Below are 14,800 nucleotides of genomic sequence, written 5' to 3'. Positions count from 1 at the left end.
GGTTCAAGCGGCGGGCGCGCCGGCCCAGAGTTCGTCGGTGAGGGTTTCGAGCCAGCCGGCGGCGCGGGCGGCGGCCTCCGGGGCATGGAGCGGGCGCAGGGTCTCGCCGTCGAGCCGGCGCGCCCGGTCGAGGAGATCGCGCCAGCCCTGGAGGTCGCCGGGCCAGTGCGGAGCCTGCACGGCGACGCCGAGGCGCACCAGGGCCTCGGCCTTGCGCGTCTGCTCGCCGAAATAGCGCCATTCGGGCATCACCACGAGGCGCCCGCCCACCCGCGCGACCTCGTGGACCGTGTTGTCGCCGGCGGACGCGATGACGATGTCGGCGGCGGCGATATAGTCGGTCACGGACGGCACCCAGCCGAGTTCGCGCAGGTTGCCGAAATCGGTCTCGTGGCCTTCGCGGTGGGTCGGCCCGAGGGTCAGCCAGAGGGCGTCGGGCACGGCGCGTGCCGCGACGGTGAGGGGCGCGTAGGGCGTGCCGCTGCCCCCGCCGCCGGTCACGGCGACGACGATCTCCCGGTCGGGATCGAGCCGCAAGCGGGCGCGGGCCTCGGCGCGCGAGAGCACCGGATCGACGCTGGTGCACAGGCCGCCGCTGTAGAAGGTCCTGGCGCGGAGATAATCCGGGTAATCGTCCTGCTCCAGCCGCTCGTCGAAGGGGGCGAGCATGCCGATGCAGGCCTCGTAGGCGCCCACATGGCCGATGTCGGAGCGGTCTCCGTGCATGCGGATCTGCACCGCCGGCACGCTCGCCGCGCGCGCCAGCAGGGCGATCTCGGCCGAGACGTCCACCACGAACAGGCCGACCTCCCGGTCGTCGAGATGATCGAGGATGGTGCGCATGGTCCGGCGCGTCTCCCTCACGCCCAGCGGCACGCAATGCATCACGCGGGGCGTCGGCTCGGCGAACAGGCGCGCGGTGGGCACCCTGGCGCCGATCATGTTGGGCAGGGCGACGATCTCGATATCGCGGGAGAACCCGTCGAACAGGCTCGGATCGGCGGTGAGGACGGAGACCGGCCGCGTGGCGGCGAACTCGGCCACCACGGCGCGGGTGCGGTTGGCGTGTCCGCGCCCCTGGTGATGGACGAAGAAGGCGATGGGTTTCGTCATGGGGCTCAGGATGGGTTCAGGAGAACAGGCGCGTGCCGGGCTGCCGGGCGGCGGCGATCTCGGCGGGGTCGGGAGCGCGCAGGCGCCGGATGGCGGTGGCCTGCGCGTCCCAGGCGATGAGGCCGGCCTCGCGGAACTGGCCGAGCCAGTATTCCATGCACCAGGTGCCGTGCCGGGCATGGAAGCGGCTGGCGTTGCGCAGGATCGAGTCGAAATGCGGCAGGGGCGGCACGTGGACCGGGTGATGCTGGTGGTAGGCCCGCGCCCCCCCGATCCAGAAGGTCGGCAGGCCGGAGGCCGCGAGGCGCACGGCGAAATCGGTTTCCTCGCCGCCATAGCCCGAGAAGCCCTCGTCCATGCCGCCGACGCTGCGGTAGGCGGAGGCCGGAAGGGCGAAGGACAGGCCCCAGAGCTCCCGCGCCTCCGGCTCCGGGCGCAGGCCGGTCTCCGGGATCGGGGGCTTGGCCGGATGCACCCGCCCGGCACGGTCGAGGGCTTCGCAATCGAGGTGAGGCCCCACGGCGCCCTCGGGCAGGTAGAGCACCTCGCCGAGCAGCAGCGCCTCGGCTTCGGCTCCGGCATAGGCCGCGACCAGCCCCGGCCCGGGGATGCAATCCACGTCGAGGAAGATCAGGCGCTCGCCCTCCGCCGCCTCGGCGGCGCGGTTGCGGGCGGCGGCCAGCGGCATCGGCTCCCCCGGCACGTGCAGGTGGCGGACGGGACAGCCGGGATCCGGCAAGTCTGGGGCCGTCTCCGGCTGCATCCAGGCGATCACGAGTTCCAGGGGCGCCACCGTCTGCCGGGCGAGCCCGCGCATCAGGTTGCGCAGATGCTCCTCGCGGTGGCGGACCAGGGTGAGAACGCTCGCCGAGGCCGTGCTAGCCGGCATGGACGGGCGTCTTCCGGAAATGCGCGACGCCCTCGATGACGCCGCGCGCATGCGAGGCGCGGGCGACGTAGGAATGGCCGAGCGCCGCATGGGTGGCGAGGTCGTCGGAGAAGTTGGCGACGATGATCGCCTGTCGCCGCACCCGCAGCATCTCCACGTCGTTGCCGGAATCGCCCGCTACGAACACGTTGCCTTCGGCGAGGCCGTACAGCGCGCGGACGTGATCGACCGCCGTCCCCTTCGAGGCCGCGGGCGGCAGCACGTCGAGGTAGCGGCCGTGGCTGTGGATGATCGAGGCGGCGAGGCCCGAGGCGTCGAGCCTGCCCCGCACGCGCCGGGCGGTGGCGGCGTCGCCAAAATAGCTGAGCTTGTGCGGGCGCTGTTCCAGGGGGCCTTGCGGAACGAGGTCGGGAACCTGCCCGAGCACGGCCCGCACCTCCTCCCGGCTCCAGCCACGGGACACCACGTCCCGCCACGCCCGGTCGGCGGTGTAGCTCACCCCGTTGGCGTCGAGATGATAGATCTCCGAGCCCACCGACGTGATCATCACCTGGGGGCGCGGGCTCGCCTGCTGCTCCAGGATCGCCATGGCGCTGTGGAACGACCGCCCGGTGGCGACGCCGAAGGCGAGGCCCTCCTGCTCGCTGCGCCAGAGCCGGAACGCGGTGAGGCCGGCGTCGCATCCGACCAGGGTGTTGTCGATGTCGCAGATCAGGAGCTGGCGCGGATGGCTCGACGGCCCCTCGGCCGCCTCGAGGGCGCGCAGCAGGGCGTGGTAGCGCACGGCATGCCGGTCCCAATCGTAGGCCGCCGCCGCCCGCTCGCCGCCGGCGACGTAGCGTTCGCGCAGGCCGGGCTCGGTGAGGATGCGCAGGCAGGCCCGCGCGATCTCGGCCGGATCACGCGGATCGACGAGGAGGCCGTTGCCGCAGGTCTCGACGATGTCGTTGGGACCGCCGCTATCGGTGGCGACCAGGGGCAGGCCGGCGGCGGAGGCCTCGAGCAGGGTCAGGCCGAAGGGCTCGTTGAGGGCCGGGTTGACGAACACCCCGCCGCGCTCGCGGGCATAGGCGTAGAGGGCCGGCACGTCGTCGGGGCGGTGGGTCTTCGGATAGGCCACCCGCCCGTAGAGATCGTGGCGGTCGATGAGCACGAGGAGGTCGCGCATGGTCTCGGCCATGCCGCCGTCGAGGTCGTCGAGGTCGTCGCGGGTTCCGGCCACGAGGACGAGGTTGGCGCGCGCCTGGAGCTCTGGGCTCTCGCCATAGGCGGTGACCAGGGCGGCGAGGTTCTTTCTCGCCACGGGCCGGGCGAGAGCGAGCAGCGCGGGCTTGCCGGGCTCGCGCAGGAAACGGTCGATGGAGGCGTCGACCCTCGGGCAGGTACGCGCCGCGTGGAAGCGCGCCAGGTCGCTGCCCGGCGGCAGGACGCGGATGCGGCCGGGATCGTAGGCGGCATAGGTCGCGTATTGCACCTCGGCCTCGTCGCGGGAGGAGGCGATGACCAGGGCGGCGCGGGCCAGGGCCGTCTCCTCGGCCGCGATCCGGTGCGCCAGGGACGGGGTATCCGTCGGCGGCCGGCCCATGGCGCGGGCCTTCACCCGCCCGAGGGAATGCGCGGTGAACACGAAGGGGATGCCGAGCCGATCCTCCACCAGGGCGGCGACGGCGGCAGCATCGGCGTAATGCGCGTGGATCATGGCGGGGCGCACGGGCTGCGCGGCAATCCAGGTGACGAGGGCTTCGGAGAAGCTCGCCACCTCCCCGTGCAGCGCTTCCTTGGGCAGGTAATCCGGCGACGCGCTGGCGAGTCGCACGATCGTCACCTTGTCCGATACGGCTTCCTCGGGCACGGCATAGTCGGCCCCGAGCGCACTCTCGAACAGGCGGGTGGCGATGACGATCCGGTCTGCGGCCGCGTCCTGGGCACAGGCCCGGACGAGATCGAGCAAGTAGCGGATATGGCCGCCCGTATCGGCGGTCAGGCCGTAGGCGACGTCGTCACCGCGAAGACATCCTTGAAGCGCGATGTGAAGAACGAACATCAGCGGCGGGGTGCCGTCACATGGAATACGGATAAAGTGTCAAATGTTATTTCTAAAACACAAGAACAACCTGTGATCCGTATTGCGCAGGTTGCACCCAACATCTTTCCGACCCCTCCGACGCATCATGGCGGGACGGAGCGCGTCATCCATGATCTGAGCATAGCACTGCGGAACTTAGGGGTGGAAATAATCCTCTTCGCCCCGGCGGACAGTGTGACAGATATACCAAGGGTCGGGGATCACCTCAGTCTCGCCGCCCTGGAGGCCCGTGAGGGCCGGGTGGCTCCGGGGGTGCCCGCCGCCCTAGAAGCCCTGCAGATGGAGGCGCTTGCCCGCCGCCTCGACGATTTCGACATCGTCCATTGCCACGGCGAGTTCGCGCATGCCCCCGTGCTCGGCGCGCGGCGATGCCGCAGCCTGACGACGGTGCATTGGCGCGTGGACGAGCGCGACCGGGCGCTGTTCTTCGCCGGCTTCCCCGACCTGCCCGTGGCGGCGATCTCGGCGGCGCAGGAAGCCGGCATCCCGGCGGCGAACCGCGCCGGTATCGTCCATCACGGCATCGCTCGCAACCGTTACGCCCTGCGGACGGAGCCGGAGGGCCATCTCGCCTTCATCGGCCGGATGACCGACCAGAAGCGGCCCGACGTCGCCATCCGCGTCGCCCGCGCGGCGGGCCTGCCGATCCGCCTCGCCGGGACGGTGGATGTGGGAAACCCGGACTATTTCGACCGGGCAGTCCGCCCGCTGCTCGGTGACGACGCCGTCTATGTCGGCCCGGTGGATGACGGCGCCAAGGGCCGGCTCCTCGGCGGCGCCCGCGCCCTGCTGTTCCCTATCGACTGGCCCGAACCCTTCGGCCTCGTGATGATCGAGGCCATGGCCTGCGGCACCCCGGTGATCGCCTGGAATCGCGGCTCCGTGCCGGAGATCGTCGAGGACGGGGTCACGGGCTTCGTCGTCTCCTCCGAGGCCGAGGCGGTGGCGGCCCTGGCGCGGGTGGGCGAGCTCAACCGGGCGCAGGTGCGCCGCCGCTTCGAGGCGCGCTTCACCGCCGAGCGCATGGCCGCCGACTACCTCGCGATCTACCGGCGTCTGCTCGGCCGGTGAGCGGGTGCATGCGCACGGCGCTCCTCGCCTGGGACTATCCCCCCGCCCCGAGCGGGCTCTCCACCGCCGCGCGCGAGATCGCCGAGAGCCTGAGCGCGCTCGGCATCACTGTCACGGTGTTCACCCTCGACCGTACCGGGTCCGGCGACCATGCGGGCGTCGGGGTCGAGGGGATCGGCCTCCCGCCGGCCTCCTCCCTCGCGCGGCTGCGCCTGTGGGGATCGGCCGGGCACCTCGCCGCGCCCATCGCCTTCCGCCGGGCGGTGCTGCGGGCGCATGCCCGGAATCCCTTCGATTGCATCGAGGCCACGAACTGGTACGGGCCGGCCGCCCTCCTCGGAGGCGGTGATGCCCCGCCCCTGGTGACCCGCAATTCGACGCCCGCCGCCTTCTCGCGCGAACCGGCCGCCTCCCTGCGCGACCGCCTCGACGGTCTCGCCGCCGACCGGCTCGAACGTCGGCAGGCCCGGGCGAGCGCCGGCCTGATCTCGAACACCGGCGAGCACGCCATGCGGATGACGGCGCTCTATGGTCTCCGCCCCGGCCGGCCCCACGCCGTGATCGGCCTGAGCCTGCCCCCGGAGATGCTGGAACGCGCTCGCGCCGCGCCCTACCCGGAGGCCACGGACGGCCCGGTCCGCCTGCTGTTCGTCGGCCGGGCCGAGCCGCGCAAGGGGTTCGATCTGCTGCTGGCGGCCGCCGCGATCCTCGGTGCCGAAGGCGAGACCGGAACGCTTCCCGCCTTCGAGATCGCCCTCGTCGGCGTCTCCGAAGCCGACCTCCCGGCGGATTGTCCCGCCGTCGCGCGACGGCGCCTGCGCGCCCTCGGCCGGATCGACGCCGTGGCCCTGGAGACCGCCTATGGGCGAGCGCATGCGGTGCTCGCCCCCTCGCGCTACGAGAGTTTCGGCCTCGTCTATCAGGAAGCCCTGGCCCATGGCCGCCCGGTGGTGGCCTGCGCCGAGGATGCCAGTGCCCGCGCCTTCATCGGTGGGCCGGGCGCAGGCATTCTCGCGCAGGAGGCGACCGGGGCGGCCCTGGCCGACGCCATCCGGCCGCTGCTCCTGGATTCCGTCCTGCGCCTGCGCCTGCGGGACCGCGCCCTGGCGGCGAGCGGTGCCTTCGACCGGGCGCGGCTCGGAGCCGAGACCCTGGCGCTCTACGAACGCGCCATCGCGGGAGCGCGTCAGGGCCGATAGGGGCGCAGCAGTGCCGTTTCCTCCTCCGGCCGCCCCCGGCCGGGATCCATCGCCTCGTAGCGCCGGGACCGCGCCTCCACATGGGCGCGCGAGAGCCGGTGCTCGATGGCGCCGTAGAGGGCGATGAAGCCCCGCCGCCACGCACCGCCGAGATCGGGCCGCTCGTGAACACGCCCCCCGAAGCGGACATCCGCGCGATTCAGGCGGTACTGAACGTCCGGATAGACATCCGACAGGATCCCGTCGACGCGGTTGCGCCGGGGCAGGCCGATGGAGAGGACGTCCCCCTCCTCGGCCAGGGCGGCCAGGGCCGGAAGCAGCTCACCCACGGCGGGTGCCAACTCCTCGTCGGCGTCGAGCTGGAGCATCCAGGCACGGCGCGACAGGTCCTGCAGCGCGTTGCGCTGGGCCGCGAAGTCGCCGGCGAGGGGCCGGGCGGCGATCCGCACGGCGCCGGGGGGATAGCCGGCGATGGCGGCGGAAACCTGCGGGCTGTCGGGAGCGTCGAGGAGGATCGCCACGTCGCTGGTCCAGGCCGCATGGGCGGGGAGGCGGGCCAGCACGGCGTCCAGATCCTGCGGCCGGCAGAGGAGGCCGAGCGAGACCGTTGCCGGCAGCGCGGCGTCGAGATCGAACAGGTCTCCGGCGGCGGCCCGTTCGGAATGCGGATGGAGCAGTGCCGCCCGGTCGGCCTCGCACGCCGCCCGCACGCCACGGCGCAGCCGGGTCGCGGCAAGGCGCAGGGTGTAGATGTCGAGACCGTAGGGCGCTTGCGGGTCGAGGCGGAACGCGCGTCCGGCCAAGCCTCGCGCGAGATCGGCCCAGCATGCGGCGGACTCCGCCCCGGCCTCGATCAGCACGCCGCACGAGGCACAGGCGAAGGGAAACGCCCGCCGTCGCCCATCCTCATGGACGATGTGCCGGTCCGTCGGCTCGAGGCTATCGGCCTCACAGACGAAACAGCGTCGCATGGATCTCATTCCTCGCGCCCTGCCTCATCGCGCCACGGGCGTACCCGGCTCCGGCAAGGCGGCGTCTCGCCGGCCACGTTCGAGGTGGGTCTCGATGAGGTACGTCACGTTTGCTCCGGACGAGTTCACCGCCACGCTGGCGTGTCGCGGCGAGGGCGTGACCGACACCTCGGTCCCACACCCGTTAACCGGGATTCCCAGCTCGGGATATCGCGAAGGGGATGTCGACGCAGTGTCTTCGTGATCGGGAACGCAGCGGATTCGTCACGCGTCCCGTGGACCCGACCAGCCCTTCGAGTCGGGAGTCTCGATGGGCGGATCTGGGCCGCGCACTGTTCGGCCCATGGGACGTGCCGGCCGAATGGGCTGAGGTCGAACACCGAAGCGTCCGCGAGGCAAGGCAAGGCTACGCTTCGACGGTGACGCATCAAGCGGTCGCCACACCTTGGCTTGACATTGGTTGCCCGTTGCCGGTCCTCGCCCTCGTCAAGGACGGTATCGGGCCGCCGGCTCCGAGTTGCTGAACCCCTTCGCCAAGGCGAACCGCGCCTCTTCGAACGCGTCCCACGCCGCCGCCTCGGGAACCGGCGGGATCGTCACCATCTCTTTGCGGTCGAACCCGACCAACGCCGCATCGACGAGATCGTCGACCTCCATGACGTTCGGCACCGCGTCGATGGTGCCGCCGGCACGTTCGTAGATCTCGGTGCGCGTGGCGGCCGGCAAGACCGCCTGCACGTAAACGCCGTGCGGGGAGACTTCGGCCGCCAGGCTCTGCGAGAGCGTCAACAGGTAGGATTTCGTGGCCGCGTAGATGCCGGGCGAGTATTCGGGCAGCAACGCCAGGACGGACGCGATGTTGACGATGGAGCCGGTGCCTCGTTCGACCATGCCGCCGATGACGGCGGAGGCGAGCAACGTCGGGACCACGACGTTCAGGGTCAGAAGCGTCTGCATCGCTTCGGCCTCGGCCTCGACGAAGCCTCCCATCAACCCCGCGCCGGCATTGTTGACCAGGAGGTCGATGGCCGGGGTCGAGCGCAGACGCGCCAGCACCGGTTCGCGCTGCGCCGGGTCGACGAGGTCAGCGGTGATGACCTCGACGGCGACGCCGTACGCGGCCCGCAATTCATCGGCGAGGGTGTTCAGTCGGTCGGTCGCCCGGGCGACGAGGACGAGATCGTGCCCCCGGGCGGCCAGGCGACGTGCGTAGACGGTGCCGATGCCGCTCGATGCACCGGTGACGAGCGAGGTTGTCATGGACGTATCCCTTTGAAGCCTGGACCGCCGGAACCGGCTTTCGCCACGATGGCGTGCGGGCGGTCGTTCGGTGGAGGTGTCAGCCCCGCGCCTTGAGGTGCAGCATCGGATGGTGCTCGTAATGGCCGGCACCGTTCCGCACGATGGGGTCCTGCGAGGTGAGCGCCGCGATGTCCTGGTCGTCGGCGATCCGGTAGAGCGAGACCCCGTATGGACCAGTCGGGTCCATGACCGGACCATGCGCGACGATGGTGCCCTGTTCGAGCAGGTCGTCGAGGAAGGCGCCATGCCGACCCATCCAGTCCTTCTCGTCGGCGCTCATCGTCGCCAGAAAGTCGGAGCGCGGCGGGATGTACTTGCAGAGATAGTATTTCATGGCTGGACCGAATTCCTGTTGCTCGATCATGACTTGGGCGAGGATGGTTCGTGTCAGACGACGCCCATCTGCTTGCGGAAGCTCTTGTCGAAGGCTTTTTCGGGAACGTAGCGCCGCATGAACCGGAGCCGGCCGGCCGTCTTGCCCGGCGTGTAGCGGATGCTCGGCTGCTGATCGGTGGCGGCTGCGACGACCTTTTCGGCGACGGCCTCTACCGGATCTCCGGAGGCGATGCCGTTTTGCCAGGTCGCGATCATCGCCTGGCGACCTGTGTCGTAGACGCTGAGGGTCCGGTCCGGCTTGTCCGCGTTGGTCTCCAACTCGGTCCGGGTGAAGGCGGGTGCGACGAGGGAGACGCGGATGCCGAAGCTACGAAGCTCGTGGTCGAGAGACTCCGAATAGCCTTCGACGGCGTGCTTGGTCGCGCTGTAGAGCGCCGTGTACGGCCCCGGCAGGAAGCCCGCCACCGAACTGACGTTGACGATCCGGCCGCTACCCTGCGTGCGCATGATCGGCAGGACGGCATTGGTGGTCCGGACGATGCCGAAGAGGTTGATGTCGAACAGGCCTTGAGCCTGGCCGAGGGAGGATTCCTCGGCGGCGCCGATGAGGCTGCGGCCCGCATTGTTCACGAGGACGTCGATCCGGCCGGCAAGCCGGATGACCTCCGCCACCGCCTGCGTCACGGATGCGTCGTCGGTGACGTCGCAGCGCAGCATGGCGATGCCTTGATGCACCTCGCCGGGGGACGCTTTCCGGCTCGTACCGAAGACGCGGAAGCCCCTCCGGCTCAAGGCGACGGCGGCCGCGAGGCCGATGCCGCCTGCGGCACCCGTGACAAGGGCAACCTTTTCGGTGGCTGCTTTCCGCTCGACGTTGCTCATGGCTGCTCGCTCCAATGATTATGTTCGTCATCAATAGCTATTGATGATGACCGTCATTGTCAAGCGGGTCTTTGGAACCAAGGCGGCTGACAAACCGACGGGGGTGCCTTATATGTCGATCATCATCATTGACGGGGTCCGACGTGAAGGTCAGCAGGGAGCAGGTCGAGCAGAACCGACATAAGGTGCTCGATACCGCCGCGACGCTCTTCCGCGAGCGCGGCATCGCGGGCATCGGCATCGCCGACCTCATGAAGGCCGCCGGCCTGACGCACGGCGGTTTCTACCGTCAGTTCAGGTCGAAGGACGACTTCGTGGTCGAGGCCGTACGCCGTGCCTATGAGATGTCCAGCCAAGACATTCGGGAACGGATCAGCGCGGAGACCGGAGACGCCTTCGCGGCGCTCGTTCGTTACTACGTCTCCGAGCAACACCGGGACAATCCGGGAGTTGGATGCAGTCTCGCGACCTTGGCGATCGATGCGGCGCGGAGTGACGACCCGAATCTGCGCTCGTTCTTCGGGACGATCGTCAGCGGCTATCTCGACCTTCTCGTCGCCATCATGCCGGGTGCGGATGCCACGGACAAAAGGTCAGCGGCGGTCGCGGCCCTGTCCGAAATGGTGGGCGCCGTCATCCTGTCCCGCGTCGTCCCCGATCCCGCGCTTTCCAGGGAGATCCTTGGCCGCGTTGCGGATGATCTCCTCGCCGCCGCATGTCACGAACCGGACTGAACCGACCACGACCTCAGTGAATCAAACGTCCGATCACGGAACGGACTTCTGCTCGTGTCATCGGCTCCAGATCCACCGACCGATGGATCGACAGGCCTTCGATCAAGGCGTCCAGCACCTTGGCGGTGTCGGGCGCGAAATGCCGCCGCAACGCCGCGCGGCTTTTCTCCATCCAGTCCTGCATGACCTGACGCACCGGGGGATTGCGGGCCGCGAAGGCATACAGCTCGTAGCTCAGCAGCATGGTGCGGGGCGTGGCCCAACTCTCATCGACAATGAGATCGACCACGGCCTCGCACGCCTCGTCGAGGTTCGTTGCCGTGGCAAGGCGCTCCGTGAACCGCGTCGACACCCTGTCCGCGAGAAGCCTGAACGCCTCGACCAGCACCTCGTCCATATTGGTGAAGTGGTAGGTCATCGAACCGAGTGGCACGTCGGCGGCTGCTGCAACCCTGCGGTGCGTCGTGCCGGCGACGCCATGCGAGGCGACGACGTCGAGTGCGGCGCTGATGATACGGAGACGACGCTCGGGATCGTGACGGCGCTGGGCTCCGGTCAAGGCAATCTCCAAAATGACGGGCCGACGAACCCGTCCGGCCGCGGTTGGCATCCTCCACCGATGCGTACATATGTACACGTGGGCGGCTGAGGACAGGCCGTCGACGTCCAAACGCGCGGGGATCGACCGATCATGAGAACCGAAAAGCAGAAGATGCTGGCGGGCGAGGCCTACCTGCCGGGCGACCCCGAACTCAAGGCGGATGCTCAGCGTGCCCGGGAGTGGATGGCCCGATACAACACGACCCTCGCGTCATCGCCCGCCGAGCGGAGAGTGCTGTTGCGCCAATTGTTCGCTCACGTTGGCGAGGGCGCAGTGGTGCGCCCACCCTTCCACTGCGATTACGGTCAGCACATCTCCCTCGGCGAGGGCGTGTTCCTGAACTTCAACTGCGTGATCCTCGACGTCGCTCCCGTTTCCATCGGCGACCTGACGCAGGTGGGGCCCGGCGTGCAGTTCCTGACCGCCGATCATCCTCGCGATCCCGCGCTCCGGCGTGAGGGGGTCGAAAGCGGGCTGCCGATCCTCATCGGGGCGAATGTGTGGATTGGAGGAGGCGCGCTGATCCTTCCAGGGGTCACCGTGGGGGACGATGCCATCATCGGTGCGGGGGCGGTCGTCACCCGCGACGTGCCTGCGGGAGTGACCGTGATGGGCAATCCCGCCCGGCCGCGCTGAGCGGCATGACAGGAGCGATATTGCGACCGGCATGGTGCAGGCAGGCGCGGCGTGCCGCGGACCCGACGCGGTCATCGCCCGCGTCCCATCCCCCGTCGTGCCACCGTCGGATGTCAGCAATCACGGGGCGGTAGCCATCCAGGCTCGGGTCTCGGAGAGGATCTCGTCCGAGAGCGTCGGTTCGTCGACCGCACGCGCCAGGATCAGGGCGCCAAGCATGGCCGCGTAGGTGCCGATGGCCTCGCGGCGTCTATCCGCGGTGACGTCGTCGGGCAGCGCTCGAGCCAAGCCGTCGATCTGGCTGCGGATGCCTACACTCATCGCCGACCGCGTTGCGGGAGGTCGGTGTCGGACGTCTGCGGCCAGGGCTGCCATCGGGCACCCGTCCGCGACGTTGTCGCGATGTGCGGGTGACAGGTACTTCGCCACAAGGGTCTGCGGATCGTCGCACCGTCCTGACACCTCGGTCGTGGCTTGGGCGATGGCGTGCGCCATCAGCTCCTCCTTCGACGCGAAGTGACCATAGAAGCCGCCATGGGTGAGGCCCGCGGCCTTCATCACCTCGGCGATCCCGACCGCGTCGAAACCCTTCTCACGGAACAGGCGGCTGGCCTCCGAAAGGATGCGGTGGCGGTTCTCGCGCATCTGCTCCTGGGTCACGCGCATCTCGAGGAATCTCCGGTGGGACCGTTGACACAAATATGACCGCGATCATATTAAACTTCAATTATGACGGCGATCATAATTACTGCTTCGTCAGACCAGGGATCCTGCCATGTCGGTCAAAGCCCGCGTTTCAGTCACGGACGAGCACGGACAGGGCGGGGCGAAACCTGCCCAGGACCCCCACAGCGTGTCAGGAGCGGATCGCGCCTCGTGGCCTCCGATGATGGAGGCGGACGAGATTGACGATGCTGCGCCTGCGGGTTTCGAAACCCGCGAGCCCCTGACGGTCCCGGCGCGTCACGATGCAGGGGGATGGGACGCCGTCCAGGCGGCGCAACGGGCGATTGTCCCAAGCCTCGCCTGGTGCATGGCGCACCGCACGACGTGGCCGCCTCGCAAGTCGTTCAAGCATTCGATTCCGGAGACCGTAACCTCGTGAAGGCGTTCATTCTCGACCGATACAGGAAAAAGCAGCCGCTTCGGCTGGGCGATATGCCGGAACCCACCATTGGGACGGGCGACGTTCTGATCGAGATTCGTGCGGCCGGGCTGAACGTTCTGGACGCCAAGATCCGCAACGGCGAGTTCAAGTTGCTCCTTCCCTACACACCGCCCTTCGTCCTGGGCCACGATCTCGCCGGGAGCGTCATCCGGGTCGGATCGGAGGTGCGCGGCTTCCAGGTGGGTGACGAAGTCTATGCACGGCCGCGGGATGGCCGCATCGGAACCCTCGCCGAGCGCATCGCGGTCGACCCGGCGGATCTCGCGCTCAAGCCCAAGAACCTCTCCATGGCCGAGGCGGCGTCCATACCCCTCGTCGGCCTGACCGCGTGGCAGGTCCTGGTCGAGCGCGCCAAGGTCAAGCCAGGCGACAAGGTCCTGATCCACGCCGGCTCCGGCGGTGTCGGCACCTTCGCCATCCAGCTCGCCAAGCACCTCGGCGCCACGGTCGCGACCACGACGAGCGCGGCGAATGCCGATCTGGTCAAGAGCCTCGGCGCCGACGTCGTGGTCGACTACACGCGCCAGGATTTCGACACGGTCCTGTCCGGCTACGACATCGTCCTCAGCAGCCTGGACGGCGACATCTTTCGCAAGTCCCTCACGGTTCTCAAGCCGGGCGGAAGATTGATATCGATCTCCGGCCCACCGGACCCAGGTTTTGCCAAGGCGCAGGGGCTCAACTGGTTCCTCACGCAGGTCATGCGCCTGCTGAGTCTCGGTATCCGGCGTCAAGCCAGGGCTCGCGGCGTCGACTATTCGTTCCTGTTCATGCGGGCGAACGGGGCGCAACTCGCGCAGATCGCGGCACTGGTCGAGGCGGGGACCATTCGCCCGGTCATGGACCGGGTGGTCCCCTTCGAGGCGGCCAGCGATGCCCTGACCGAGCTCGAGGCCGGAAGATCCAAGGGCAAGGTCGTGGTCGAGATCCGATGAAGGGGACATCGGGCATGTCTCTGATGCCTGAATGCACGGTCGCCGTGACGGAATTGTCCGGACAATCAGGACGGAGCGTGGCCTGACGACGGTCGTCGCCTGCGATGAAACGCGTCATCCCGACCTCCCCGGATCGGGAGTTGCCCTATCGGATCAGGGCGTTCTCACACGGCCGGACCCGAAACGGTCTCGTCAGGTCTACAGGGTCTTGAAGCCCGTTCGATCTGCATCCGTAATGGGCCGGATCACCCGCGCGGGAATACCTCCGGCGATCACCTTGGATGGCAGGCTCTTGGTGACGACCGAACCAGCGCCCACGATGGTGCCATCACCGATGGTCACGCCACCCATGATGTGAACCCCGCCCCCGATCCAGCAGCGATCGCCGATGGTCACGGGCTTGGCAAAGCATCCCCCTGCGGCCCTCTCCTGCGGATCGATGGCGTGGTTCGCCGTGTAGGTTCCCACGCGAGGTCCAAAGAGGACGTAGTCGCCGATCGTCACCTCGGCTCCATCGAGGATGATGCAATCGAAGTTGGCGAAGAAGTTGCGGCCGATGGTGATGTTCTCGCCAAATTCCACCCGCAGCACCGGCTCGAACATGGAGCCGGATCCGACGCTCCGCAGGAGGGATCGCAGGGCTTCGTCCCTCGCTTCCTGCGGCTGCCCCCAGGTGGCATTGAACACGTTCGACAGGCGGACCGCCTCGGCACGCGCCTCGACCAACTCGGGTGAGAGATCGTCGTACATCGCCCCCGACAGCATCAGGGCCTTGGTCTCGGCGGGAATTCGCATGCGCGCTCTCGATCTGGCTTCGGGGGGAACCCTTACCCCGTCCTGATCCTCCACGCGACGGATCCTCGAACGGCCTTCGTCT

General features: G+C 68.9%; 15 protein-coding genes. 5 read left to right on the top strand and 10 right to left on the bottom strand.

The genetic code is table 11. The annotated features are described in order from the left end of the window. Positions 1–3 precede the first annotated feature (3 nt). From FPV16_RS01935 to FPV16_RS01925, 3 genes are read right to left on the bottom strand one after another with little or no spacing between them, the layout of a single operon-like run. Positions 4–1,113: a glycosyltransferase gene (locus FPV16_RS01935; protein WP_227435721.1), complete on the bottom strand. Its 1,110-nt coding sequence runs from the start codon at positions 1,111–1,113 to the stop codon at positions 4–6. Positions 1,114–1,129: 16 nt separating this feature from the next. Next, complete coding sequence (locus tag FPV16_RS01930) at positions 1,130–2,002, bottom strand: glycosyltransferase family 2 protein (protein ID WP_227435720.1); 873 nt, start codon at positions 2,000–2,002, stop codon at positions 1,130–1,132. Further along, entirely contained in the window at positions 1,992–4,046 is a 2,055-nt protein-coding gene (locus FPV16_RS01925) for an HAD-IIB family hydrolase (protein WP_227435719.1), read from the bottom strand. Before FPV16_RS01925 ends, FPV16_RS01930 begins: the two co-directional genes overlap by 11 nt. A gap of 72 nt (positions 4,047–4,118) precedes the next feature. Between FPV16_RS01925 and FPV16_RS01920 the strand changes: the two genes are divergently transcribed. Continuing rightward, complete coding sequence (locus FPV16_RS01920; RefSeq protein ID WP_227435718.1) at positions 4,119–5,159, top strand: glycosyltransferase family 4 protein; 1,041 nt, start codon at positions 4,119–4,121, stop codon at positions 5,157–5,159. A gap of 8 nt (positions 5,160–5,167) precedes the next feature. After that, on the top strand, positions 5,168–6,358 hold the full coding sequence (locus FPV16_RS01915; protein ID WP_227435716.1) for a glycosyltransferase family 4 protein: 1,191 nt from the start codon (positions 5,168–5,170) through the stop codon (positions 6,356–6,358). Here the strand turns inward: FPV16_RS01915 and FPV16_RS01910 are convergent. The 4 genes from FPV16_RS01910 to FPV16_RS01895 form a co-directional block, all read right to left on the bottom strand. Continuing rightward, positions 6,346–7,329: a hypothetical protein gene (locus FPV16_RS01910; RefSeq protein ID WP_227435715.1), complete on the bottom strand. Its 984-nt coding sequence runs from the start codon at positions 7,327–7,329 to the stop codon at positions 6,346–6,348. The two genes, FPV16_RS01915 and FPV16_RS01910, sit on opposite strands and share 13 nt — an antisense overlap. A gap of 486 nt (positions 7,330–7,815) precedes the next feature. Further along, positions 7,816–8,589, bottom strand: coding sequence for an SDR family NAD(P)-dependent oxidoreductase (locus FPV16_RS01905; protein ID WP_227435713.1), 774 nt, complete (start codon positions 8,587–8,589; stop codon positions 7,816–7,818). 79 nt (positions 8,590–8,668) lie between these two features. Beyond that, positions 8,669–8,965, bottom strand: a complete 297-nt coding sequence (locus FPV16_RS01900; RefSeq protein ID WP_227435712.1) for a YciI family protein — start codon at positions 8,963–8,965, stop codon at positions 8,669–8,671. A 53-nt stretch (positions 8,966–9,018) separates the two neighbouring features. Continuing rightward, on the bottom strand, positions 9,019–9,849 hold the full coding sequence (locus FPV16_RS01895) for an oxidoreductase (RefSeq protein WP_227435710.1): 831 nt from the start codon (positions 9,847–9,849) through the stop codon (positions 9,019–9,021). Positions 9,850–9,992: 143 nt separating this feature from the next. On the opposite strand from FPV16_RS01895, the gene FPV16_RS01890 reads away from it, so the two are divergent. After that, entirely contained in the window at positions 9,993–10,583 is a 591-nt protein-coding gene (locus FPV16_RS01890; protein WP_227435709.1) for a TetR/AcrR family transcriptional regulator, read from the top strand. 13 nt (positions 10,584–10,596) lie between these two features. On the opposite strand, the gene FPV16_RS01885 is transcribed toward FPV16_RS01890, so the two are convergent. Then, positions 10,597–11,142: a TetR/AcrR family transcriptional regulator gene (locus FPV16_RS01885; RefSeq protein ID WP_227435707.1), complete on the bottom strand. Its 546-nt coding sequence runs from the start codon at positions 11,140–11,142 to the stop codon at positions 10,597–10,599. A 132-nt stretch (positions 11,143–11,274) separates the two neighbouring features. Between FPV16_RS01885 and FPV16_RS01880 the strand changes: the two genes are divergently transcribed. Further along, on the top strand, positions 11,275–11,820 hold the full coding sequence (locus FPV16_RS01880) for a sugar O-acetyltransferase (protein ID WP_227435706.1): 546 nt from the start codon (positions 11,275–11,277) through the stop codon (positions 11,818–11,820). Between the two features lie 120 nt (positions 11,821–11,940). On the opposite strand, the gene FPV16_RS01875 is transcribed toward FPV16_RS01880, so the two are convergent. Beyond that, the gene (locus tag FPV16_RS01875; protein ID WP_227435705.1) at positions 11,941–12,486 is read right to left on the bottom strand and encodes a TetR/AcrR family transcriptional regulator; all 546 of its coding nucleotides are present in this window, start codon (positions 12,484–12,486) and stop codon (positions 11,941–11,943) included. Positions 12,487–12,921: 435 nt separating this feature from the next. Between FPV16_RS01875 and FPV16_RS01870 the strand changes: the two genes are divergently transcribed. Then, entirely contained in the window at positions 12,922–13,923 is a 1,002-nt protein-coding gene (locus tag FPV16_RS01870; RefSeq protein WP_227435702.1) for an NADP-dependent oxidoreductase, read from the top strand. Between the two features lie 198 nt (positions 13,924–14,121). On the opposite strand, the gene FPV16_RS01865 is transcribed toward FPV16_RS01870, so the two are convergent. Next, on the bottom strand, positions 14,122–14,718 hold the full coding sequence (locus FPV16_RS01865; protein ID WP_227435700.1) for a sugar O-acetyltransferase: 597 nt from the start codon (positions 14,716–14,718) through the stop codon (positions 14,122–14,124). Between the last annotated feature and the right edge of the window lie 82 nt (positions 14,719–14,800).

It is taken from the genome of Methylobacterium sp. W2 (assembly GCF_020662345.1).
Lineage (GTDB): Bacteria > Pseudomonadota > Alphaproteobacteria > Rhizobiales > Beijerinckiaceae > Methylobacterium.
Note: the sequence above shows the minus strand (reverse complement) of the source record. Positions and strands in the feature narration are given on the sequence as shown.